The organism is Paraburkholderia lacunae, assembly GCF_003353175.1.
GTDB lineage: Bacteria > Pseudomonadota > Gammaproteobacteria > Burkholderiales > Burkholderiaceae > Paraburkholderia > Paraburkholderia lacunae.
The window spans coordinates 147,667-169,545 of record NZ_QHKS01000009.1 but is presented as its reverse complement, the minus strand read 5'-3'; the positions used below and the strand labels follow the sequence as shown (position 1 = coordinate 169,545).

General features: G+C 63.0%; 21 protein-coding genes. 12 read left to right on the top strand and 9 right to left on the bottom strand.

Going from position 1 to position 21,879, the window contains the following annotated elements; genetic code table 11:
• Window positions 1–202: 202 nt before the first annotated feature.
• The 4 genes from DLM46_RS15880 to DLM46_RS15865 form a co-directional block, all read right to left on the bottom strand.
• Window positions 203–2,557: a tetratricopeptide repeat protein gene (locus DLM46_RS15880; protein WP_165847985.1), complete on the bottom strand. Its 2,355-nt coding sequence runs from the start codon at window positions 2,555–2,557 to the stop codon at window positions 203–205.
• 338 nt (window positions 2,558–2,895) lie between these two features.
• Window positions 2,896–3,195, bottom strand: a complete 300-nt coding sequence (locus DLM46_RS15875) for a flagellar protein FliT (protein ID WP_115101697.1) — start codon at window positions 3,193–3,195, stop codon at window positions 2,896–2,898.
• A gap of 20 nt (window positions 3,196–3,215) precedes the next feature.
• A complete protein-coding gene (fliD, locus tag DLM46_RS15870; RefSeq protein ID WP_115101696.1) occupies window positions 3,216–4,730 on the bottom strand; it encodes a flagellar filament capping protein FliD in 1,515 nt (504 codons plus the stop codon).
• 143 nt (window positions 4,731–4,873) lie between these two features.
• Entirely contained in the window at window positions 4,874–6,289 is a 1,416-nt protein-coding gene (locus DLM46_RS15865) for a flagellin N-terminal helical domain-containing protein (RefSeq protein ID WP_115101695.1), read from the bottom strand.
• A 268-nt stretch (window positions 6,290–6,557) separates the two neighbouring features.
• Between DLM46_RS15865 and DLM46_RS15860 the strand changes: the two genes are divergently transcribed.
• Together DLM46_RS15860 and rpsU are read left to right on the top strand one after the other, a co-directional pair.
• Window positions 6,558–7,499 carry an aldo/keto reductase gene (locus tag DLM46_RS15860; protein WP_115101694.1) on the top strand — a complete coding sequence of 314 codons (942 nt, stop codon included), beginning with the start codon at window positions 6,558–6,560 and terminating at the stop codon, window positions 7,497–7,499.
• A gap of 360 nt (window positions 7,500–7,859) precedes the next feature.
• Complete coding sequence (rpsU, locus tag DLM46_RS15855; protein ID WP_006050883.1) at window positions 7,860–8,072, top strand: 30S ribosomal protein S21; 213 nt, start codon at window positions 7,860–7,862, stop codon at window positions 8,070–8,072.
• Window positions 8,073–8,245: 173 nt separating this feature from the next.
• Here rpsU and DLM46_RS15850 read toward each other — a convergent pair whose 3' ends face one another.
• Window positions 8,246–8,842 (bottom strand): DNA-3-methyladenine glycosylase I, encoded by a 597-nt coding sequence (locus tag DLM46_RS15850; RefSeq protein WP_115101693.1) that lies wholly within the window; start codon window positions 8,840–8,842, stop codon window positions 8,246–8,248.
• 139 nt (window positions 8,843–8,981) lie between these two features.
• Between DLM46_RS15850 and DLM46_RS15845 the strand changes: the two genes are divergently transcribed.
• Window positions 8,982–9,869 (top strand): glucosamine kinase nucleotide-binding domain-containing protein, encoded by an 888-nt coding sequence (locus DLM46_RS15845; protein WP_115101692.1) that lies wholly within the window; start codon window positions 8,982–8,984, stop codon window positions 9,867–9,869.
• Between the two features lie 80 nt (window positions 9,870–9,949).
• Window positions 9,950–10,771, top strand: a complete 822-nt coding sequence (locus DLM46_RS15840; protein WP_115101691.1) for a Cof-type HAD-IIB family hydrolase — start codon at window positions 9,950–9,952, stop codon at window positions 10,769–10,771.
• A gap of 163 nt (window positions 10,772–10,934) precedes the next feature.
• Here DLM46_RS15840 and DLM46_RS15835 read toward each other — a convergent pair whose 3' ends face one another.
• The 3 genes from DLM46_RS15835 to aqpZ form a co-directional block, all read right to left on the bottom strand.
• Complete coding sequence (locus DLM46_RS15835) at window positions 10,935–11,258, bottom strand: PXPV repeat protein (protein ID WP_115101690.1); 324 nt, start codon at window positions 11,256–11,258, stop codon at window positions 10,935–10,937.
• Window positions 11,259–11,636: 378 nt separating this feature from the next.
• Window positions 11,637–12,332 (bottom strand): histidine phosphatase family protein, encoded by a 696-nt coding sequence (locus DLM46_RS15830; protein WP_115101689.1) that lies wholly within the window; start codon window positions 12,330–12,332, stop codon window positions 11,637–11,639.
• Between the two features lie 144 nt (window positions 12,333–12,476).
• Window positions 12,477–13,217 (bottom strand): aquaporin Z, encoded by a 741-nt coding sequence (gene aqpZ, locus DLM46_RS15825; protein WP_115101688.1) that lies wholly within the window; start codon window positions 13,215–13,217, stop codon window positions 12,477–12,479.
• Window positions 13,218–13,507: 290 nt separating this feature from the next.
• Between aqpZ and DLM46_RS15815 the strand changes: the two genes are divergently transcribed.
• Both DLM46_RS15815 and DLM46_RS39065 read left to right on the top strand, forming a co-directional pair.
• Complete coding sequence (locus tag DLM46_RS15815; RefSeq protein ID WP_115101686.1) at window positions 13,508–13,810, top strand: H-NS histone family protein; 303 nt, start codon at window positions 13,508–13,510, stop codon at window positions 13,808–13,810.
• A 28-nt stretch (window positions 13,811–13,838) separates the two neighbouring features.
• On the top strand, window positions 13,839–14,099 hold the full coding sequence (locus DLM46_RS39065) for a hypothetical protein (RefSeq protein ID WP_133300345.1): 261 nt from the start codon (window positions 13,839–13,841) through the stop codon (window positions 14,097–14,099).
• A gap of 19 nt (window positions 14,100–14,118) precedes the next feature.
• Here DLM46_RS39065 and DLM46_RS15810 read toward each other — a convergent pair whose 3' ends face one another.
• A complete protein-coding gene (locus DLM46_RS15810; RefSeq protein WP_115101685.1) occupies window positions 14,119–15,183 on the bottom strand; it encodes a glycosyltransferase family 4 protein in 1,065 nt (354 codons plus the stop codon).
• Between the two features lie 752 nt (window positions 15,184–15,935).
• Between DLM46_RS15810 and flhD the strand changes: the two genes are divergently transcribed.
• From flhD to cheA, 6 genes are all read left to right on the top strand, one after another.
• Window positions 15,936–16,256, top strand: coding sequence for a flagellar transcriptional regulator FlhD (flhD, locus tag DLM46_RS15805; RefSeq protein ID WP_279635197.1), 321 nt, complete (start codon window positions 15,936–15,938; stop codon window positions 16,254–16,256).
• 49 nt (window positions 16,257–16,305) lie between these two features.
• Window positions 16,306–16,866 (top strand): flagellar transcriptional regulator FlhC, encoded by a 561-nt coding sequence (gene flhC, locus DLM46_RS15800; RefSeq protein WP_115101683.1) that lies wholly within the window; start codon window positions 16,306–16,308, stop codon window positions 16,864–16,866.
• Window positions 16,867–17,082: 216 nt separating this feature from the next.
• On the top strand, window positions 17,083–17,943 hold the full coding sequence (gene motA / locus DLM46_RS15795) for a flagellar motor stator protein MotA (protein WP_006050895.1): 861 nt from the start codon (window positions 17,083–17,085) through the stop codon (window positions 17,941–17,943).
• A gap of 21 nt (window positions 17,944–17,964) precedes the next feature.
• The gene (gene motB, locus DLM46_RS15790) at window positions 17,965–18,966 is read left to right on the top strand and encodes a flagellar motor protein MotB (RefSeq protein ID WP_115101682.1); all 1,002 of its coding nucleotides are present in this window, start codon (window positions 17,965–17,967) and stop codon (window positions 18,964–18,966) included.
• Window positions 18,967–19,050: 84 nt separating this feature from the next.
• On the top strand, window positions 19,051–19,428 hold the full coding sequence (locus DLM46_RS15785) for a response regulator (RefSeq protein ID WP_115101681.1): 378 nt from the start codon (window positions 19,051–19,053) through the stop codon (window positions 19,426–19,428).
• A gap of 98 nt (window positions 19,429–19,526) precedes the next feature.
• Window positions 19,527–21,863: a chemotaxis protein CheA gene (cheA, locus tag DLM46_RS15780; RefSeq protein WP_115101680.1), complete on the top strand. Its 2,337-nt coding sequence runs from the start codon at window positions 19,527–19,529 to the stop codon at window positions 21,861–21,863.
• Window positions 21,864–21,879 lie beyond the last annotated feature (16 nt).

Here is a 21,879-nt window from a genome sequence, read left to right as displayed (position 1 = left end):
TGTCGTGAAGTGCGCGTCTGCCTTCGAGGTGCACTGCACGGACCACGAGGAGGCTCGCTTCCGGCGGCAGCGAAGGTGACGCCCGCTTGTCCCAAGTGTGTCACTGGACACCGGGCTCCGATCTGTCAAACAAGCGGGCGAATGCATGTCAATTCCACAGAAGGCGTGTGCGACCGTGACCGCGCCGCACGCGCCGCATGCGTCATCGAGCGTCTTCTGTTTCGCAGGGTTGATCGGCATGCCGGGCAACTTCAAAGGACGCCGCAGGTTTCCCGGCGCACCACTGCTCCCACATAAGGCGCAGCGCACGACCTGCGGCTGCGGCAATGATCTCGGGGCGGAACATCGGCGATTGCCTGCAGCGCTCGCGCATCCCGGCCCGGAGTTCGGCGAGCGCGGGCAGGTCGCGAGCCCAGGACAAACCTTTCTCGACGAAATCCGCTTGGCTGTGTGCGATGAACCCGTCGATTCCAACGTGGGTGAGCGCTGAGGCGCCGGCTCGACTCGGCATTTTGTCGCCGGGCAGCGTCAGCGTCGGTACGCCCATCCACAACGCGTGGCGGGTCGTGGTCCCCCCGGCATAAGGGAAGGTATCGAGACAGATGTCCACATGATGATGCTGCTGCATATACACGGAGACGCCGGCTCGCGGACGGAGGTCGAGTCGCTCCCGGCCTATGCCCTCCGCGGCAAACCAGTCGATCACCGTTTGGGCGCTTTCGTCGTCGCCGGGCATCGCCCCGACCAGCATCCGTGCATCGGGCAAGGCTCGCAGCAGCTTCGACCACAGCCCGATAACGCCTGGGTCGATCTTGTTCAGCCGGTTAAAACTGCCGAAGGTCACATAGCCGTTATGCAGAGCGGGCAGCGCGTTGACCGGCGGCGCCGCATGGGTCGGCAAGAACGGAGCGGAGGCGGGCAACCGGACGATTTTTTCGACGAACTGGCTGTCGAATTCGGGCGGCAGAATGCAACGGTCCGTCATGTAGTAGTCGACGGCGCTCAATCCCGTCGTGCCCGGATAACCGATCCAGCTCGCCTGCACCGGTGCGGGCTTGCGGGCAAACGTCAGGAGGCGGTTGCGTGCAGTGTGTCCCGACAGGTCGATCAGAATATCGATGCCGTCCGCACGAATTTTTTCCGCCAGCGCGTCGTCGCTCATCCCCCATACGGCATTCCAATGCGGCACATATCCGCGCAACCGTTGCGTGACGAGATCTTCCGTCGTGAAGTTGTAGTACACATGGAGCGACAGATTTTCATCGCGGGCGAGATGGGCCAGCACGGGTTCGAATAGCGTCGCCACCGCGTGATGGAACAAGTCGGCCGAGACAAACCCGACCTGCAAGCGCCGTTGCGGATCGCGCGAGTTGCTGTGTCGTGGCCAGCGCGGGCGCAGCGGCGCTTCGCACTGCTGCCCGAAGCGGCAATGCTGTGCAAACAGCGTTTGCCCGTCGATCTCGGGGTTGTGGGTGAGACAGAACAACATGTTGTGATGCGCGAACGCATTGTCCGGCTGGAGTTCCAGCGCGCGCCGGTAACAGGCCTCCGCATCGAGCGTGCGTCCCCGCTCGAGATACACGACCCCCAAGGTGTTGTGCATCTCGCCGATGTTCGGACTCAGCTCCACGGCACGGCGGCAACTGGCTTCGGCTTGCGCGAGGCGGGCGCCGGCGAGCAGGGTCATGCCGAGCACGCGATGCGCTTCAGCGTAGTTCGGATTGGTTTCGAGCGCGCGCTTGCATCTTGCTTCGGCTTCCTGAAGTAACCCTTTCATTCTCAGGATATCGGCGAGCATGGCTCCTGCGATGATGTCGTCGGGGCCAAGTTCCACCGCTCTTCGCAGCGGCGCGACTGCGTCGTCATAGCGCCCCTGCGAGTGCATGGCGATGCCCAGCGACCGCCAACCCATCGGATGGTCGGGGAAGCGCTTGGTGAGCGATTGGGCGATGGGGATCGCCTCGGCAACGCGTCCGCTGTTATACAGGTCTACCAGCTCTTTTATCTGCTTTGGACTTGGGGCGCTGTGCGCCGTTCTGAGGGCGGTTTTCTGTTTTGCCGATCGTTTGGAAGATCCCGCTTCCGCTTCAGCCTGAGGCCCGAGACGGGCGTCCTTCGGCTGCGCCTCTCCCATGACGGAAGCGGAAGCCGGCGCTTCCGCCGCTGACTGCGCCATGAGGTAGATCAGCGTATCCACCGCCGGCCCCTTCAAGCCGCGCTGTTGAGCCATCTCCAGCATCAACCATGCGGCACTGGTTTGTCCTGCTCGCCGCAACGCGTCGATATAGCTTGCCCAGTATTGCCCCTGATCCGGATTCACGCCTACCGCCGCTTCCAGATGCGGTATCGCCGCCTCGAATTGCCCCCGTTGCATCGAGAGCAACCCAAGGTTGTAGTTGGCGTCGCCATGGTGCGGGCGAGCCTCCAGAATGGCTCGATAGAGCGTTTCCGCGTTCTCGAGCGCGCCATTGTGATGCTCCGCGATCGCGGCCTGCATGACCGTCTGCAGGTCCTGTTCGAGCTGGAGCTCATCGGGGGAGGCGGTGTCTACAGGCATTACTGGCGGAGGCGTCATGGGCGTCGAATCAGGATTGGCGATCTGAGCCGAATTATGCGCGGCGCCACGCGCGCCTGAAGCGGGGAGATGAGCCGTAAAGCCATGCCAGTTTGCAGAATCGGCGCGACCCAGCGCGCCTCCGCGTAGCGCGGGCGAGCGTGCCGGCCAGCCTTTGCGGCAGGCCGCGGAAGGGGTATCGGCGGTGCAGGCGGCCGGGTTCGGCGCGCAAAAAAAAGCCCGCGCGAGGCGGGCCTGAGGTGAACGAGCGCGCCCTGACTTCAGCGCGTTGTTCTGGTTATCCGTTCCGACAGGGGGATCGTGCAGGCCCCCTGCTGTATTCAGAATTGCGCGACCTGCTGATACTGGCCGGCCGCGTTCGCGCGTGTTATCGCCGCGCGGTACTCGGCTTGCAATTCGACCTGGGTTGTTTGCGCATTGGCGAGAACGGATGCGTCGATCGCCTGGATCAGGCGGATCATTTCGAGCGCGGCCGGATCCTGATCCGCGCTCAGCGATACGAGCAGCGGCGAGCGTTCCTCGGTCAGGCGCGCGGCCTCGGGCCAGTCGGCCAGCGCCGCCGCGTCCTGGATGGCGTGGGTGAGCGACAGCAGGCGTTCAATCAGTGTGGTTTGGTTCACGTCGGGTCATGCCTCGTCGATCAGGCCTTGTTGGCGGACAGGGAGCCCTGGCTGTTCGTGCCGCCGAACAACTGCGTCAGGTACTGGGAGTTGTTGTTCATCGTCGCCATCAGCGTGTTCAAGGCGGTGAACTGAGCCTGATACTGGTTCGTCAACTGCGTGGTGTAGTTGGTCAGCGTGGTCTGCTGGGCGGCGATGCTCTTCAGGTCGTCGTTGAGCGCAGTCGTGCGCGTATCGATGACACCACCCGTCTGGACGAACGACGTGATGCTGTTGTTCAGCTGTGCCGCGACGCCGTTCTTGGAATTGAACAGCGACGCAACCGTCGAGGAATCGTTCTGCAGGGCGCTGTTCAGCGCTGTCGAGTCCGTTTGCAGCGTGCCGTCCGCTTGCAGCGTGATGCCGATCGAAGCGAGGTTGGTGCTCGACGTTCCGGTGCCGACACCGCCGCTGACGATCGTGCTGAGCGCGTTCTTGATCGTGTTCAACGTCGGGTCGCCCAGCAGCGGCCCTTGCGCGCTCGACGACTGCGAGCTGTCAAACGAAGTCAGCGTGCCCATCGTCGTCACGAGCGTGTTGTAGAGGCTGACGAAGTTCGTGATCGCGCTCGCTTGCGAGGTGGTGTCCTGCGCCACGGTCACCGTCTGCGTGGTGCCGACTGCCGCGGACGCCAGGTTGAGCGTCACCCCGGCGATCGCGCTCGTGACCGTATTGCTCGAGCTGGTCGCGGCGACGCTGCCGATCGTGAACGCCGCATCCTGGGCGGCCGTGCTTTGCGTCCAGGCGATGCTGCCGGAGGACGTGATGGTCGAGGCGCCGCTGCCCGTGCCGGCGGTCGATGTCACGCCGAGGCTGGACAGTCCGTTGTCGCCGCTCAGGTTGCCGACCGACACGCTGATTGTGTTCGCGGCGCCTGTCGTCGTCGAGTTCAATACGAGGTGGGCGCCGCCGGTGCCGGTGACGATCGTGGCAGTCACGCCCGGGTTGCCGCTCGCGGAATTGATCGCTGCGGCAATGCCGCTCAGCGTGTTGTTGGTCGAATTGACCGCGACGCTCATCGACTTGCCGCCGACCGACACTGTCAGCGTGCCGGTGCCGAGCGTCTGCGTTGCGCTAAACGCGCCGGACGTCAGCGATTGCGCCGTCGCGATCTGTGTCACGTTGACCGAATAGGTGCCCGCCACCGCGCCTGTGCCGGCCGTTGCGGTGATTCCGGAGCCGCTTGCCGTTGCACTGAACTTGGAGAGCATCGTGCCGTCCGACAGCGACGTCAGACCGGCTTGCAACGCGGTCAGCGCCGCTTTCAGCGTGCCGATTGCCGACAGTTGCGTGTTGTCCGCGGTTTTCTGCGTGGTGAGGGCCGTGGACTGGCCGGCTGTCTTTGCGTTGACGAGCGCCGTCACGAGCGACGACACATCCAGCGACGAGTTACCGGTCGAGCCGCTGATGACGGACTGAGCGGCTTGCTGAAGCGCGGTGTTGGCGCTCGCGGTCGTACTCGCGGTAGACGAGGTGGCGGTCGAGATCGTTGACATGCGGTTGCTCCGTGCGTCGGTGAATCTGTTGGGCTTGCGTCGTTTTCAAATGCACTGCGGGAGGCAAGCCTCCCGTTGAATCGAAACTGCCGCGTACGCGCGGCGCATGGCGCGCAGTGCGTACGCGGTTACAGCGTGAAGCCTTATTGCAGGAGCTTCAGGACTTGCTGCGGCAGCGAGTTTGCCTGCGCCAGAACCGAAATGCCAGCTTGTTGCAGCACTTGCGCCTTGCTCAGGTTAGCCGTTTCCTGTGCGAAGTTGGCGTCCTGGATTTGCGATTGTGCTTGCGACAGGTCGGTCGACTGAGCTTGCTGGCCCGTGGCGATTGCGGTGAAGCGGTTCTGCACAGCACCCAGTTGAGCCTGAATGTTGTTCACCGTGCTCAGCGCGTTGTCGATCGATTCGATCGCCTGGTTCGCGCTGGTGACCGAGCTGACATTGACGTTCGCCACCGTGGAGAGCTGGTTGTTGTTGTCGACGTTGGCGAACTGGCTGGTCGGTGCTGCGGCCCACGTGAGCGTCTGGCCGTTCGTACCCGCGCCTGCACCGGTCGTGAACAGCGCAGCCTGAGCTGCCGCCGCCAGGGCGTTGCCGTTCTGGTCGGAGAACGTGTAACCGCCGCTGCCGTTCGACTTGACGGTGATCGACGTGATCGAACCGGCGGTGCCCGGGGCGACGCTGGCGCCGTTCGTGGCGGAGACGTTGATGCCCTGAATCGTGCCGAGGACGACGCCCGAAGCCGCCGGTGCATTGGTGTTGGCGGCCGAAATGGCCGTGATCTGCGTGGCCGGGTCGAGCGCGCTGGCTGCGACTGCGGACAGCGTCAATGCGCCACCGGCGCCTGCGGCGGTCGTGAACAGCGCGGCTGCCGCGCCCGTCGAGATCACCTGATTGTTCTGGTCGGTGTACGTGAAGCCGCCCGTACCGTTGGCCAGCACGTTGATCTGCGTGATCGCCGGCGTCGCGCCCGCTGCCGTTGCCGCACCGCTCGAGGTCAGGCTGAGGCCGGTGAACGTGCCGAGCACGTTGCCCGATTGTGCGAAGCCGCCGCCAAGCGACGCTGCCGACAGGCTGGTCGACAGGTTCAGGCTCATCGACTGGCCGACGTTCGCGCCGACCTGGAAGTTGACCACGCCGGCCGAGCCGTCGAGGATGTTCTTGCCGTTGTACGTCGTTTGCGATGCGATACGGTTCACTTCAGCGATCTGCTGCGACACTTCCTGTTGCAGCGCAGCCTGGTTGGCCGACGTCAGCGAGCCGCTCGATGCCTGCACAGCCAGTTGGCGGATACGTTGCAGGCTCGACGTGATCTGTGAGAGACCGCTCGACGCCGTTTGCACCATCGACACGCCGTCGTTCGCGTTCGACACGCCCTGGTTCAGGCCGTTGACCTGCGTTTGCATGCCGGTCGCGATGGCCAGACCTGCCGCATCGTCAGCCGCGCTGTTGATGCGCTTGCCCGACGACAGGCGCGTGATGGCTTGCGAAAGGGCGCTTTGCGAGCCGCTAAGATTTTGCTGTGCAACCAGCGAGTTGATGTTGCTATTAATTCCGAGCATGGAAAATCTCCTAAATAAGCCTTGAGCCCATACGCTACGTTGAGATCGGCGGAAAGCACCCGTTCATTGCTGGCCGCCTCAGTGAAGGATGACGGCCCGGCTTAAAAAAACTTGAGAGACTTTGTTCAATCGCAACTCGATTGCTTTTCGGGCCGGCTGGGGCAATGCGCCTCTGGAAGCCGCATGCAGCCTGGTTCGGCAGAGGCACTGCAGGTCATGAAAAGACGGCGTATTCTCTTTTTCTCTCGTACCAAACCATGGAGAAATCATGCAAAAGCGTAGGATTGGACGTTCCGGATTGGAGGTCGCGCCGCTTATGTTCGGCGGCAATGTATTCGGCTGGACCGCCGATGAAGCGACCTCGTTTTCGATTCTGGATGCCTTCGTCGATGCCGGTCTCGATTTCATCGATACCGCCGATGTCTATTCCGCATGGGTGCCGGGCAACCAGGGCGGCGAGTCGGAAACGATCATCGGCAAATGGCTTCGGCGAAGCGGCAAGCGCGACAAGATTGTGCTCGCCACTAAGGTCTCCAAACATCCGCAGCGCCAGGGCTTGTCGGCCGCTAACATCCAGGCGGCTGCCGAAGATTCGCTGCGGCGCTTGCAAACCGATTACCTCGACGTCTATTTTTCCCACGACGACGACACTGATACGCCGCTGACCGAGACGCTCGGCGCCTATCAAAAGCTGATCGATGCGGGCAAGGTGAGGGTGATCGGCGCATCGAACTACAGCGGCGCACGGGTGGAGGAAGCGCTCGCCGTGGCCCGCCAGCACGGCCTGCCCGAATATCAACTGCTGCAGCCGGAATACAACCTGTACGACCGCGCGGGATATGAAAGCGAAGTCGAGCCGGTAGCACTCGCCAATCGGCTCGGTGTGGTGGTGTACTACAGTCTTGCAAGCGGCTTTCTGTCCGGCAAGTACCGCTCGCCTGCGGATCTGGCTGGCAAGGTGCGCGGCAGCCGGGTCGAGAAGTACCTGAACGAGCGCGGCTTGCGGATTCTGGGCGCGCTCGACCGGGTCGCCGAGCGGCACGGCAGCACGCCAGCCACGATCGCACTGGCCTGGCTGATCGCGCGGCCGAGCGTTACGGCCCCAATTGCCAGCGCCACCTCGGTCGAGCAGCTCGACAGCCTCGCCGCGGCTGTCCATCTGATGCTGACCGGTGCCGATATCCGCGAACTGGATGAGGCGAGCGCCTGATCATGTGACTGACCTGGCGCAGTCGCTAAACCCCTGGTAGGATGGTGAGTTTCCTGATATCATCGGGAGTGAATTGAGATCTTTGCCTGTTTCGTCAATGTTTTTCATTGGTGAAAGGTTGGCGAAACGGCAGCAGACGCGGCATTTGCATTACGTCTGTCCGCGTTCCGCGGTGAACTCTCCACCTCTCTTTTCCGGCCTCCGTGGCCGCTTTGCCTCTCGTTTCATTTGTGGTTTGGCCGGGTTCTTCCCGCGTTTGCCTGTTACTGGCCATGAATCGAAACGACCGGAGGGCCGGCGCGTGAGCGGTTTCCCGCCACGCAATTAAAACCCGTATCAAGTGATTGAGTTAGGAATTACATGACGACGATTCTTCTGAAGGAAAACGAGCCGTTCGAAGTGGCGATTCGCCGCTTTCGTCGCGCAATCGAAAAGAACGGCCTGATCGCTGAACTGCGTGAGCGCCAATCGTACGAAAAGCCGACCACGGCACGTAAGCGCAAGAAGGCAGCGGCTGTGAAGCGCCTGCACAAGCGCCTGCGCAGCCAGATGCTGCCGAAAAAGCTGCACTAAGCACGCTTTTTCGCACGGCAAAACGGCGGTGTGAGCTTCGAAAGAAGCCACATCGCCGTTTTGCTTTTTGGGGGGTGAGGCACGAATTGGACGTGCGGAGGGGTGCCTGACCCGTTAGCAGGCCGCCCACCAGGCTGTGATCAGGGTGAAATCAAGGCATCCACGTTGCCGTCTCAGCCGGCTTTGCGATTGCGTCCCTTCTTGCCGAGCGCCGCGCATCGCGCGCGGCACATGCAACTCGCTTCGTGATCGTTGACCATGCCGACCGCCTGCATGAACGCGTAGCAGATCGTCGTGCCGACGAATTTGCAGCCGTAGCGCTTCAGCGCCTTGCTGAGCGCGTCCGAGATCTCCGTCGATGCCGGCGCCTGCTTGTACGACGCCCAATCGTTCTGGATCGGCGTCTGATCGACGAACGACCACACGAAGTTGGCCAGCGAGCCGTGCTCGGCCTGAATCTGCTGCACGGCGCGTGCGTTACCGATCGCGGCTTCGATCTTGCCGCGGTGACGCACGATACTGTCGTCCAGCACAAGCGCATCGACATGCCTCACCGTGAAGCGCGCTACTTTGTCGATGTCGAAGTCGGCGAATGCGCGGCGGTAGCCGGCCCGCTTGTTGAGAATCGTCGACCATGACAGACCGGCCTGGGCGCCTTCCAGCACCAGCATCTCGAACAGATGCTGGTCATCGCGCGAGGGCACGCCCCATTCGGTGTCGTGGTAGTGTGCGAGCGCTTCGCTCGATACCCAGTTGCATCGCTGTGTCACGGTCGCGCTCCTGCGTTGTCATGTCGCCTGCCAGCATAGCGGAACGCGTGCGCGCCGCAAGCCGGCCATTCGGCCGATTGCCGAAGTGAAGCCGACCTGCCACGCTATGCGTTATCACCACCTGAACTCACTTGATTCAATGACTACAGATTTCTTTCTGCTCGGCATTGACGGCGGCGGCAGCGGCACGCGCGTCGTGCTCGGCGACGCACAAGGCCGCGAACTGGCACAGGCGGCGAGTGGGCCGTCGGGCTTGGGCCTTGGCGTCGAACGCGCATGGCAGGCCATTCAGGCGGGCTGCGGCGAAGCGTTTGCACGCGCTCGCATAGCGTTGGACTGGTCGCGTTGTGTGCTCGGTTGCGGGCTCGCAGGTGTGAACAATCGCGACTGGCTGGCGGCATTTCGCGCGCTGGCGCCTGGGGTGGCCGGACTCGCCGTTGAAAGCGATGCCTACACCACGCTGCTCGGCGCGCACGGCGGTGCGCACGGCGTGATCGTCGCGCTCGGCACCGGCAGCGTGGCCGCGGCGCTCGACGGCGACGGCGTATGCCGCATCGCCAGCGGCTACGGTTATCCGTCGGGCGACGAAGCGAGCGGCGCCTGGCTCGGCCTGCGGGTCATCGCGTACGCGCAGCAGGCGCTCGATGGACGGGCGCCCTACGACGATCTGGCGCAGGCGCTTCTAACGCACACCGGCGCGCACGACCGCGACGCTCTCGTCGTGTGGCTTTGCGAGGCGAACCAGACCGCCTATGCGCGGCTCGCGCCAATTGTCATCGCGCATCGCACGCATCCGTTTGCGGCGCGTTTGCTCGGAGAGGCCGGCGTGGAAGTGGGCAAGATGATCGCGGCGCTCGATCCTTCGGCGAGCCTGCCGGTCGCGCTGTGCGGCGGCCTCGGCGCGGCGTTGCGCGAGTATGTGCCGCAGGTCTATCAGGCCCGCTTGCGTGAGCCGCTGGCCGATTCGGCGCACGGCGGATTGCAGCTCGCGCAACGCGAAGCCGCGCGCATCGCCGGCACGCAATAGCGGGCTGGCCGGCGAGCACCCTGCGGATGCGGCGGGCAACGGTAAAATACGTTCTTTGACGCTGCCCGGCTGCTCACACTATGTATAAAGTCATCGCCACGGACCTCGACGGCACGCTGCTCAACGCCGATCACCAGGTGGACCCGTTCACGATCGCCACCGTACGCAAGCTGGAAAGCGATGGCTTGCACTTCATCATCGCCACCGGCCGCCATTACTGCGACGTGGCGGGCATACGCGACTTGCTGGGCATCAGCCCATATCTGATTACGTCGAACGGTGCACGTATCCACGCGCCGGACAACACGGTGATCCATGCGGACGATCTGCCTCCGGCCATCGTGCAGCGTCTGGTGCAGCCGGAAATCGCCGGCGAGCATGGCCGCGTGATCGTCAACCTGTTCGCCGACCAGGCGTGGCTGATCGACCGCGATGCGCCGGACCTGTTGAAGTTTCATCAGGATTCCGGCTTCACCTATGAGGTGACCGATCTGCCCGGGCACGACGGCACGGACATTGCCAAAGTCCTGTACATCGGTGAGCCCGCCGATCTTGCGCAGATCGCGGCAAACCTGGCGCGCGAATTCGGCGACGCACTCTATGTCACCTATTCGTTGCCGGATTGCCTGGAAGTGATGACGTCGAACGTCTCGAAAGGACGCGCGCTACAGATCGTGCTCGAACGCCTGGGTGTCGATGCGTCGCGCTGCGTGGCGTTTGGCGACAACATGAACGATATCGACCTGCTGGAAACCGCCGGCCACCCGTTCATGATGAACAACGCCAATCCCGACCTCATCACGCGCTTGCCGAACGTGCCGCGAATCGGCAATAACTTCGAAGCAGGCGTCGCGCATCATTTGCGCAAACTCTTCTTGCTCAACGACGAGCTGACGTCCTGAAACGGGACAGGCCCGAATCCGCGTTCGCGGAAGCGGGCCAGTGCGGTTGCGGCTTTGGCTGACGACCGTGTTGCGGGCGGCTCGAGGCTGGTGAATCGACACGTGAGCGCTGCGTGAGCGCTAACTGCGCGCTACCCAGCGCCGTCCGCTGCGACTAGCCGGATTAGCCGTGCCATCCGCCGCGGCGATCACCGTCGTCGCCACGGTCGCGACGGTCGTCGTGGCCCCAGTGGCGGTCGTTGCGGTCCCAGCCGCGATCATGCCGATAGTCGCCCCGGTAGTAGTCGCCCCGGTAGTAGTCGCCGCGATCCCAGCCGGCATGACCGTAGTACACCGGCTCCGGTGCAACATAGACAGGCGCGGGCTGCGCATAAACCGGCGCGCCGAGCGACAGGCCGATACTCAGATCCGTATGCGCTTGCGCCACACCGCATGCGCCCGCCGCGAGGCCTGCAGCAACCAGCAAATGAGTGACGATGCGTTTCATGTTGTTTCTCCTGTGAGGTCGACGTGTTGTCGCACAGGTTCAATCTACGCAACGCGGCCGCTCGTTACTGCGACGAGATGTTACGGACTGCAAGCATCGTCGCAAGGCGCTGGGGGCTTGTGAACGTTTTTCAGACACGTCGCACAAGTGCCGCTTCTCTCTGAAAGCCTGGCGATAGGCAGCTAAGGGCCCACCAAACGGCCCACCGAGCGGCCCATCAAGCGGCCCATCAAGCGGCCCAACAAACGGCCCAACAAACGGCCCAACAAACGGCCCAACAAGCGGCCCATTCAGACGTGCCGGCGACGATCCGCTGCAAGGTGTGGCGCAAACCAGCCTCCGGCGCTCGTAATCGCACCTTACATCTGTATTGCCCGATTAATCTGCCGTACCCGCGGACGCGCCCGAGGCGGCCGCCGACGGCGCGCCCGGCAGCGCCGCACACGGACAATCGGCGGCGCGGTCGTCCAGTCCCTCGCGGTCATGTTTGAAGCTGGCGCGCGGCGTGCCGTTTTGCCAGTCGAGGCGGACGACATAAATACTGTCGAAGTCGTCGCTTCGCCAATCGGGAACGTCGGCGGCATTCCCGCCGTGCGCGCTCAGCATCTGGCGCAGCAACTTCACGATCAGCTTGTGTTCCCACGCAACGACAATCAGCTTGTCGCGATTGGCGGGATTGACGAGCGTCGTGCCGAGCTGGTCGATCTGAGCAAAACCGTACGGCGTTTGCACCGGCATCTGGAACTGGATGGCGGTCGGCTCGATGGTCGCCAGGGGCCGAACATAGTAATAAGAATGTCCGCTGTCGTCCTTTTGCTGGCTGGGGTCGGGGGCGTAGATCGCGTCGGGCTTGCCGAACTTGGCCGCGATCACCGCCGGCAGCGCAAGTGCGCGATTGAGCCCCTGGCAATTGAGTTGGCCGAAGCCCTGCGCAGGTTTCTCGCCGTGGCGTACGAACACGAGCGTTTCCCGATTGCCGTCGGCTGCGTGCGCGGCCGGCAGCGCCAATGCGCCGATACACATGCCGCCGATGGAAAGCGCGACGCCATGCAGGAATCCGCGGAAACGGTTCATTGGTAGCACCTGTGCGAGCCGGGGGAAAGTCGCACGATTCTAGCAGCGGCGGTTCGCGGCCATTGAGCGGCTCGCTTCATTCGCACCAGAACGGAGCGGGCGCCGTAGCGCCCGCTTCATTGCAATGACCGGCGCGCGTGCTTGTCAATCGAGAGCCAATTCCTTCGAATCGGCGCGAGGGCTTTCGGCGAGCAGCGGATACAGCACGCCTGCGATCACTGCGCCAATGATCGGCGCGACCCAGAACATCCACAGCTGATCCAGCGCCGCGCTGCCGACGAATAAAGCCGGCCCGGTAGAGCGCGCCGGGTTGACCGACGTGTTCGTGACCGGAATCGAGATCAGATGAATCAGCGTGAGGCACAGGCCGATAGCGATCGGCGCGAAACCGGCCGGCGCGCGCTTATCGGTTGCACCGAGGATGACGAGCAGGAAGAAGCCGGTCATCACCAATTCGCAAATGAACCCGGCGGCGAGCGAGTAATGACTCGGCGAGCGTTCGCCATAGCCGTTGCTGGCGAAACCGCTGGCGACGAGGTCGAAACCCGGCTTGCCGGATGCGATCAACGAGAGCACCAGCGCTCCCAGCACCGCGCCGATTACCTGCGCGACGATGTACGGCACCAGATCGCGCGCCGGAAAGCGGCCGGCAACGGTTAGGCCGACGCTCACCGCCGGATTCAGGTGACAGCCGGAGATGTGGCCGATCGTGTAAGCCATCGTCAGGACGGTCAGGCCGAAGGCGAGCGAGACGCCCACGAAGCCGATGCCGAGCCCGTGGACCGGGCCGGCGAAATTGGCGGCCAGAACGGCGCCGCCGCAACCCCCGAGCACGAGCCAGAAGGTGCCGAACAGCTCGGCAGCGAGGCGCTTTGACAGCTTCATGATTGGTAATCCTAAAAAGATTGACGCTCCGGACAGCATGCATGACCAGGCACAGATGCATACCTTCGAGCGCGCAATTTTAGGCAAAGACCGGCAAATCGAATGTCAGAGATTGTCAATGCGGCGTCGGCTTTGCTTGTATTTCACGATAAAGACGCTATTTGACAATTCATCGACGCTTAATAATTATCAGAGGATATCTGCCTAAATCGGTATTATTATCCATTGCGAATTTTTATAATTACAGCTAGTCTGCGAGCGAATGAGTTCTAGAAAAAGGGAGAACCGAGATGTCTCAATATGCAGACCTCAAGGCGCAGATCGCCAAATTGCAGGCACAAGCGGAAGAAGCCCGGCGTACTGAAATCGACAACGTGATCGCCGACATCCGCCAAAAGATCGCCGAATATGGTCTAAGTGCGCAAGACCTCGGCTTCGCGGTCGCCGCCAAACGCGGACGCCCGCCCAAGAAGGCGCCGCTGCCGGCCAAGTATCAGGACCCGAAGTCGGGCAATACATGGAGCGGACGCGGCAAGCCGCCGAAGTGGATTGCCGGCAAGAATCGCGAACGCTTTTTGATCGGCGCGGCTTGAACGAGGAACGGCTGGTCCCGAAAGCCACTTGAAGGTTGATTGGCGCTTCACCTGGCCGTTTATTGGCTTCGCGGTAATTCCTGCATGGAAGCGCATCCACGCAGCCATTAAAAAAGCCGCCTTCGAGGGCGGCTTTTTGCGTAGAAGAAGCGGGTTAACTCTGACAAATCCGTTCGCGCAAACGATTCACATGGCAATCATGCTCATCAAAGACATGGGAGTCGTGCAATCGGAAAGCGCCAGAAGCGGGCCTAAGCGGCGGAGTGCAAAAAGAGTCTCCGCCGCTTAGCACGTCTATCGCGCGTCAATCAGCCCACTGCGACCTGGCGCAGCATCGGCCGGCGAGCGGCTTCGATCAGCGCCGAATAGCCGTCGACATAATTCCGCGCCATCGTTTTCGAGCTGAAGCGGCGCTCGAACTGCGCCCGGATCTCGGTGCGCGACAGCTCGTCCAGACGTTGGAGCGCGGCCACCGCGCCCTGCACGTCTTCGACGATATAGCCGGTCACGCCGTGGTCGATCACTTCCGGCACCGAGCCGCGGTTGAACGCGATCACCGGCGTGCCGCAGGCCATCGATTCGATCATCACGAGGCCGAACGGCTCCGACCAGTCGATCGGGAACAACAGCGCCTTGGCGCCCGACAGAAACTCGGGTTTCTGCGCCTCGTTGATTTCGCCGACGAATTCCACGTGCGCCTGCGACAGCAGCGGCTCGATTTCCGTCTTGAAGTATTCCTGGTCGACCTTGTCCACCTTGGCGGCGATCTTCAGCGGCAGACCGCTTTGCGCAGCGATCCTGATAGCTGTATCGACGCGTTTCTCAGGACAGATCCGGCCGAGGAACGCCAGATATTCCGGCTTCTTGTGCGTTTGCGGCGTGAGCAACTGGTCCGGCAGGCCGTGATAGATCGTGTTCAGCCAGTTCGCCTGCGGCAGCGGCACGCGCTGCGAGTCGGAAATCGACACCACCGGCACGTGCGAGAAGGCGTCGAACACCGGCTGAAGCTCCGGCAGGTCCAGGCGGCCGTGCAGCGTGGTCACGAACGGCGTGTCCATCGTCGTGAACAGCGGGAACGGCATGTAGTCGAGATGGAAATGCAGCACGTCGAACTCATGCGCGACCTTGCGCACTTTTTCCATCATCAGGACATGCGGCGCCAGCGCGTCGCGAATCGTGGGGTCGAGGCGCAGTGCTCGCGGCCAGCAGGCGTCGAGGTTCGCGGACGTGACCGAATCGCCGCTTGCGAACAGCGTCACGTCGTGGCCGAGGTCGACCAGCGCTTCGGTCAGGTAAGACACGACACGTTCGGTGCCACCGTAAAATTTCGGCGGGACGGCTTCGTACAACGGTGCAATTTGCGCGATTCGCATGCGTTTTCTCCTATTCAGAACGGCTTCGCACGACGACGCTCGAATGGAGCGAGGAGCGAATGCCAGGCGGACGGTTGGGCGCGGTAAGCCGCCGCCCGGGGTTGCTCCGAAACTGCATCGGGAAATCCCTGAGGCTCATTATCGGGATTGATCGCGCCAATTCGAGTTATTTTTCAAACGCTTAATGTTGTTACAGCGCGAAACATGATGCGTAACGGGTCGGCGGGATAGTCGTCTCGATGGCCGGGAAGCGAGACGGGCCGGGTAACCAGGCGCTTCACAAGTGCTTCACAAGCGTTTCACAGACGCCTCGGGAAGCGACGGAACTGGGTCCGGCGGGCGGGAAAGCGGTGCGTGCACGAGGCGCGTTGCACAGAAGTGAAAATCTCTTATAATTCTTACTCACCGTTGTACGGTGCGAGCCATGCATCCTTGCGGACTCACCATTTGGTTCGCGCCTTGCGAAGAAACATCCAAAGCACGTCCATCCAAAGCACGTCATAATTTGCCAGGTACGCGCTTCTTCGTCATCTCCTTGTCCTTTCGGATCGGCCTCTTGTAGGAAAAATTCCTACATCAATCACGGATTAATCCGTCAAACGGGCAGGGTGTCTGTCCGATTTTCGTCCGCTCCCCCTTTCGAGACAATGCTGGCAAGACCAGAAACGAGCCGGTTCGCGCGGTTTAAGTGCGCGCGTTCGAGCAAACGTTTCCGTAACGGCCTGACCAGCCAGATACACCCCGGGGGAATCATGAGCGCGACAAGCGAAATGCTCAATGAGATCAGAGAAGTAAACCTGTCTTATCTCCTGCTCGCGCAGCGCCTTTTGCGCGAAGACAAGCCGATGGGCATGTTCCGCATGGGGATTTCGGACCAGTTAGCCGATGTGCTCGCCAGTTTGTCGTTGGCGCAGACCGTCAAGCTGGCGGCGTCCAATCAGGTGTTGTGCCGTTTCCGTTTCGATGACCATGCGGTTCTGTCCGCTCTAGCCGATAAAGGCAAACACAGCGCCGTGGCACAGGCGCATTCCGCGATCCTGATGGCCAGCCAGCCAGTCGAGCAACTCGGCTGATGGCAGGTTGTACCTCAATCAACACCCAGGACGCGGGACAGGCAAACGGATGGCTTATAAAAGCGTGGTGCTCGAAGTCAGGGAAATCACTCTGGCAATCGAGCTGATTGAGCTCGGCGCGCGCCTGCAACTGCTGGAAGCAGAAACCAGTCTGTCGCGCGACCGGCTGATCAAGCTGTACAAGGAACTGAAAGGGGTGTCGCCGCCCAAGGGCATGCTGCCGTTTTCGACCGACTGGTTCATGACCTGGCAGCCGAACTTTCACTCCTCGCTGTTCTACAACATCTACCGCTTCATGGCCGACCACGGCGGCTGCCTGACGATCCAGTCGATTGTGAAGAGCTACCGGCTCTATCTGGAACACGTCCAGTTGCACGACGACGAGCCTGTGCTCAGCCTCACGCGCGCCTGGACGCTGGTGCGCTTTTTCGACTCCAGGATGCTGCAGATGACCCCCTGCTGCCGTTGCGGCGGTCACTTCGTCGCGCATGCGCACGATCCGCAGCACGCGTTCGTCTGCGGGCTGTGCCAGCCGCCCTCGCGCGCCGGTAAGACAAAGAAATTCGCCGACGCCCGGGCCCGCGAGAGTCTCGCCGCCCTCGCGGTTTGAGCGAGCGCGCCGGCCGCGAGGCCGGCGCCAACCCCCGTCCAGCAAGCGTAGTCCCGCCCGGTGCGCTTCTCAGCCCGATCGCGCGGCGCCGCTCCGGTTTGACGCGCCTCTGGTTTACACCGTCGCGACACGCCGCATTTCCGTCAAAGTTTTCTGCCCCGTTGCCGTAAACCAGATTAACGACGGTCACCGTCGCTTCTTTGTGAGGGCTCGGCAGTGCTGATTTTCGTGGGAACACTCGTGACGCTGTTGTCTGTCTTCGGCGGTTATGCGCTGGAAGGCGGCCATCTCGGCGCGCTGTTGCAGCCCGTCGAAGTGCTGATGATCGTCGGCGCCGGCGTTGGCGCATTCATTCTCGGCAACGGGATGAAGACGATCAAGGCAACGCTGCGCGTCATTCCGACCCTCTTCAAGGGCGCGAAGTACAACAAGGACGTCTATATGGAGCTGATGGCGCTCCTCTACGTCCTGCTGGCCAAGGCGCGCAAGGAAGGCACGCTGACGCTGGAAGCCGATATCGACGACCCGTCGAAGAGCCCGATCTTCACCCAATACCCGAAGATCCTCGCCGACCATCACATCATCGAGTTTCTGACCGACTACCTGCGTTTGATGGTGGGCGGCAACATGAACGCGTTCGAGATCGAAAGCCTGATGGACGAGGAGATCGAGACGCATCACCAGGAAGGCGAAGCGCCGGCGCACGCCCTGAACAAGGTCGGCGACGCGATGCCGGCGTTCGGGATCGTCGCCGCGGTGATGGGCGTGGTGCACACCATGGCCTCCGCCGACAAGCCGCCCGCGGTTCTCGGCGAGATGATCGCCCAGGCGCTGGTCGGCACCTTCCTCGGCATTCTGCTTTCGTACGGGCTGATCGGGCCGCTCGCAAGCGTCGCCGAACAGCGCGTGACCGAGTCGACCAAGATGTTCCAGTGCATCAAGGTGACGATTCTCGCGAGCCTGAACGGCTACGCGCCGGCCATCGCCGTCGAATTCGGCCGCAAGGTGCTCTTCTCGACCGAACGCCCGTCGTTCGCCGAGCTGGAAGAGCACGTGCGTCGCGTGAAAGCCAAGTAACGGGCGCCGGGAACCGATTCGATGAGCAAGGACAAAGACCGCGCCATTGTCGTCAAGCGCTCCGCACCGGCCAAGAAGGGCCACCACGGCGGCGCGTGGAAGCTCGCGTATGCGGACTTCATGACCGCGATGATGGCGTTCTTCCTGCTGATGTGGCTGCTGAGTTCGGCCTCCACCGTGCAATTGAAGGGCATCGCCGATTACTTCAACCAGCCGTTGAAGATCACGCTGTGGGGCGGCGATCGCAGCGCCGAGGATTCGAGCATTCTGAAGGGCGGCGGCCGCGACATCTCGACCGACTCGCAAGGCGTGACGCGCTCGACGGACGGCACCAACAGCCGCGCCGAGCGCACCGTCTCGCATGCCGACGACGAGTCGATGAAGCAGTTGAAGGGCGAGCTGGAGCGGCGCGAGCAGGTCCGCCTGCACGATCTGCAGGTCAAGCTGATGGCCGCGATCGAGGCGAATCCGGTGCTGCGCCAGTTCAAGCAGCAGATCCGTATCGATTCGACGCTGACCGGCTTGCGCATCGAAATCGTCGACTCGCAGAAGCGGCCGATGTTCGCGACCGCGAGAGATGTGGTGGAGCCGTACATGCGCGACATCCTGCGCGAAATCGGCCACACGCTGAACGACGTGCCGAACCGCATCATCGTGCAGGGTCACACCGACGCGGTGCAATACGCGGGTGGCGAGAAGGGCTACAGCAACTGGGAACTGTCCGCGGACCGCGCCAATGCGTCGCGCCGCGAGCTGATCGCCGGCGGCATGGACGAAGCGAAGGTGATGCGTGTGCTCGGCCTCGCGTCGACGCAGAACCTGAACAAGGCGGACCCGATGGATCCGGAAAACCGCCGCATCAGCATCATCGTGTTGAACAGGAAGTCGGAGGAGGCGCTTGACCATGACGACTCCACCACCACCACCTTGTCGGACGACGCAGCCGGCTCCAAGCCGCTGCTGCAAAAGCTTGTGCAACCGGTGACGGTTGCGCCGAAGGCGCCGGCAACGGCGGCCCAGTAACAGACAGCGATCGCCTGGCCGGTTCACGCGCCCGAGCGGCGCGGACGGCCCGGCGATTCATAGCGTAAGTGCAGCGAGGTTTTCATGATCAGGCACATTCTGGCAATCGACGATTCGGCATCGATGCGGCAAATTCTCGCCGCCACGCTGACGTCGGCGGGCTATGAAGTGACGCTCGCGGCGGACGGCAACGAAGGGCTCGAAAACGCGCTCGCCATGCCGTTCGACCTCGTGCTGACCGACCAGCATATGCCGGGCAAGACCGGCCTCGATCTGATCGCCGAGCTGCGCGGCAACCCGGCCTACCAGGCCACGCCCATCCTCGTCCTGACGACGGAATCGGGCGAGCCGTTCAAGGAGGCGGCACGGGCTGCGGGGGCGACCGGCTGGATCGAAAAGCCGCTCGACCCCGACATGTTGACCGAACTGGTGGCGGTGCTGGCCGAGCCGGACCAGGCATGAACGACAAATGAGCGCCACCTTGACACAAGTTATCGAAGCTATCGACGCGGCGGCACGGCAGCCCAAGCCTAGACAGGAACTCTCGCGGTGAACCAGGCATGACACTCGACATCACTCAGTTCTATCAGACGTTCTTCGACGAAGCGGACGAACTGCTCGCGCAGATGGAGCAGCTGCTGCTCAATCTGGATATCGCGCACCCGGACCCCGAAGACCTCGCGGCGATTTTCCGCGCGGCGCATTCGATCAAGGGCGGCGCGGCGACGTTCGGCTTTACCGCGCTGACGGAAACCACCCACATTCTCGAATCGCTGCTCGACCGCGCGCGCAATAACGAACTCGTGCTGCGCAAGGACATGATCGACACGTTCCTCGAAACCAAGGACGTGTTGTCGGGCCAGCTCGCCGATTACCGCGCGAGCGCCGAACCGGATGCGGTGGTCGCCAAGGCGATCTGCGCGAAGCTCGAACAGTTGCACGCGGAAAGCCGCCTCGGCGGCGCGCCGGCTGAAGCGGCGCCGGCGGCCGTCGCAGCACCGGCCGCAGTGGCAGCACAGGCAGTACAAGGCGGCACTCCGCCGGAGCACGTCGTCGAACAGGCGGTGCAGGCGGCGGGCGAATTGGTTGACGGCGAACCGGCGCAGACCGGCCAGGCCGCGGGAAGCGGCGAGGCAAGCGCTGGCGCCGGCCCCCATCTGAAAATTACGCTACGGGGCGTAGGTGAGAAGGACCAGGAACTGCTGGCCGAAGAGCTCGGCAACCTGGGGAACATTGTCGGGCAGGTCAAGAGCGGCGGCGATCTGACGCTGTGGCTCGCGACCGATGTGACCTCCGACGACATCATTGCCGTGTGCTGTTTCGTGATCGACGAAAGCCAGATCTCGATCGGCCGCGGTGCCGCGCCGACCGGCGACACTCAGCAAGGCGAACCTGGAACGCCGGACGCTGAGCCGTCGACGTCGGCGCAAGCAGCACACGAAGTACCGGCAGCACCGGCGGCCAGCGTCGCTGCGCCCGCCAACGCCGCCACGCATGGTCTGTTCGATGCGCCGGCGCCGCGCGCGGATGCCGCGGCAGCCGGCGCTGCGGCAGCGCCCAGCGCTGCTGCGGTTAGCGCGGCGAGCACGCCAGCAGCGCCGCCGCCGGCAGCGACCACCGCACCGGCACCTACCGCACCGGCACCCACCGCAGCCGCTCCTGCCGAACAGGACCGCAAGGCGCGTCCGGCCGCGGCAGCGGGCGGCGCGGAAGGCAGCTCGATTCGCGTCGGCGTCGAAAAAGTCGATCAGCTGATCAACCTGGTCGGCGAACTGGTGATCACCCAGGCGATGTTGGCCGAGACCACCAGCACGTTCGACCCGGCCCTGCACGATCGGCTCTTCAACGGCATGGCGCAGCTCGAGCGCAACGCGCGCGATCTGCAGGAAGCGGTGATGTCGATCCGCATGATGCCGATGGATTACGTGTTCAGCCGCTTCCCGCGTCTCGTGCGCGATCTGGCGGCGAAACTCGGCAAGGAGGTCGAACTCGTCACCTTCGGTCAGGCGACCGAACTCGACAAGAGCCTCATCGAACGGATCATCGATCCGTTGACTCACCTCGTGCGCAACAGTCTCGACCACGGCATCGAAACCGTGGAAGCGCGGCGCGCGGCAGGCAAAGATTCAACCGGCCAGCTGGTGCTCTCGGCGGCGCATCACGGCGGCAACATCGTCATCGAAGTGAGCGACGACGGCGCCGGTCTGCGCCGCGACAAGATTCTCGCGAAGGCGGCCAAGCAGGGCATGCAGGTCAGCGAAAGCATGACCGACGAAGAGGTCTGGAACCTGATCTTCCTGCCGGGCTTCTCGACGGCGGAGCAGGTCACGGACGTCTCCGGCCGCGGCGTCGGCATGGACGTGGTGAAGCGCAACATCCAGTCGATGGGTGGTCACGTCGAGATCACCTCGCATGCGGGCAAGGGCAGCACGACGCGGATCGTCTTGCCGCTCACGCTGGCGATTCTCGACGGCATGTCGGTGAAGGTCGGCAACGAGATCTTCATTCTGCCGCTGAACTTCGTGATGGAGTCGCTGCAGCCGCAAGCCGAGGACATCTACACGGTGGCCAACGGCGAACGCGTGGTGCGCGTGCGCGGCGAATATCTGCCGCTCGTCGCGCTGCACGAAGTGTTCTCGGTCGAAGACGCGAAGCGCGAACCGACCCAGGGCATCGTCACCATCATGCAAACCGAGGGGCGCCGCTTTGCGATGCTGATCGACGAGCTGGTGGGGCAGCAGCAGGTGGTCGTGAAGAATCTGGAAACGAACTATCGCAAGGTGCACGGCATTTCCGCCGCAACCATTCTCGGCGACGGCAGTGTCGCGCTGATCGTGGACGTGGCGGCGCTGAACCGCGAGACGCGCAACGCGCACGGCGCGATGAGCCTTGCGTGACAGTCATAACACCCGT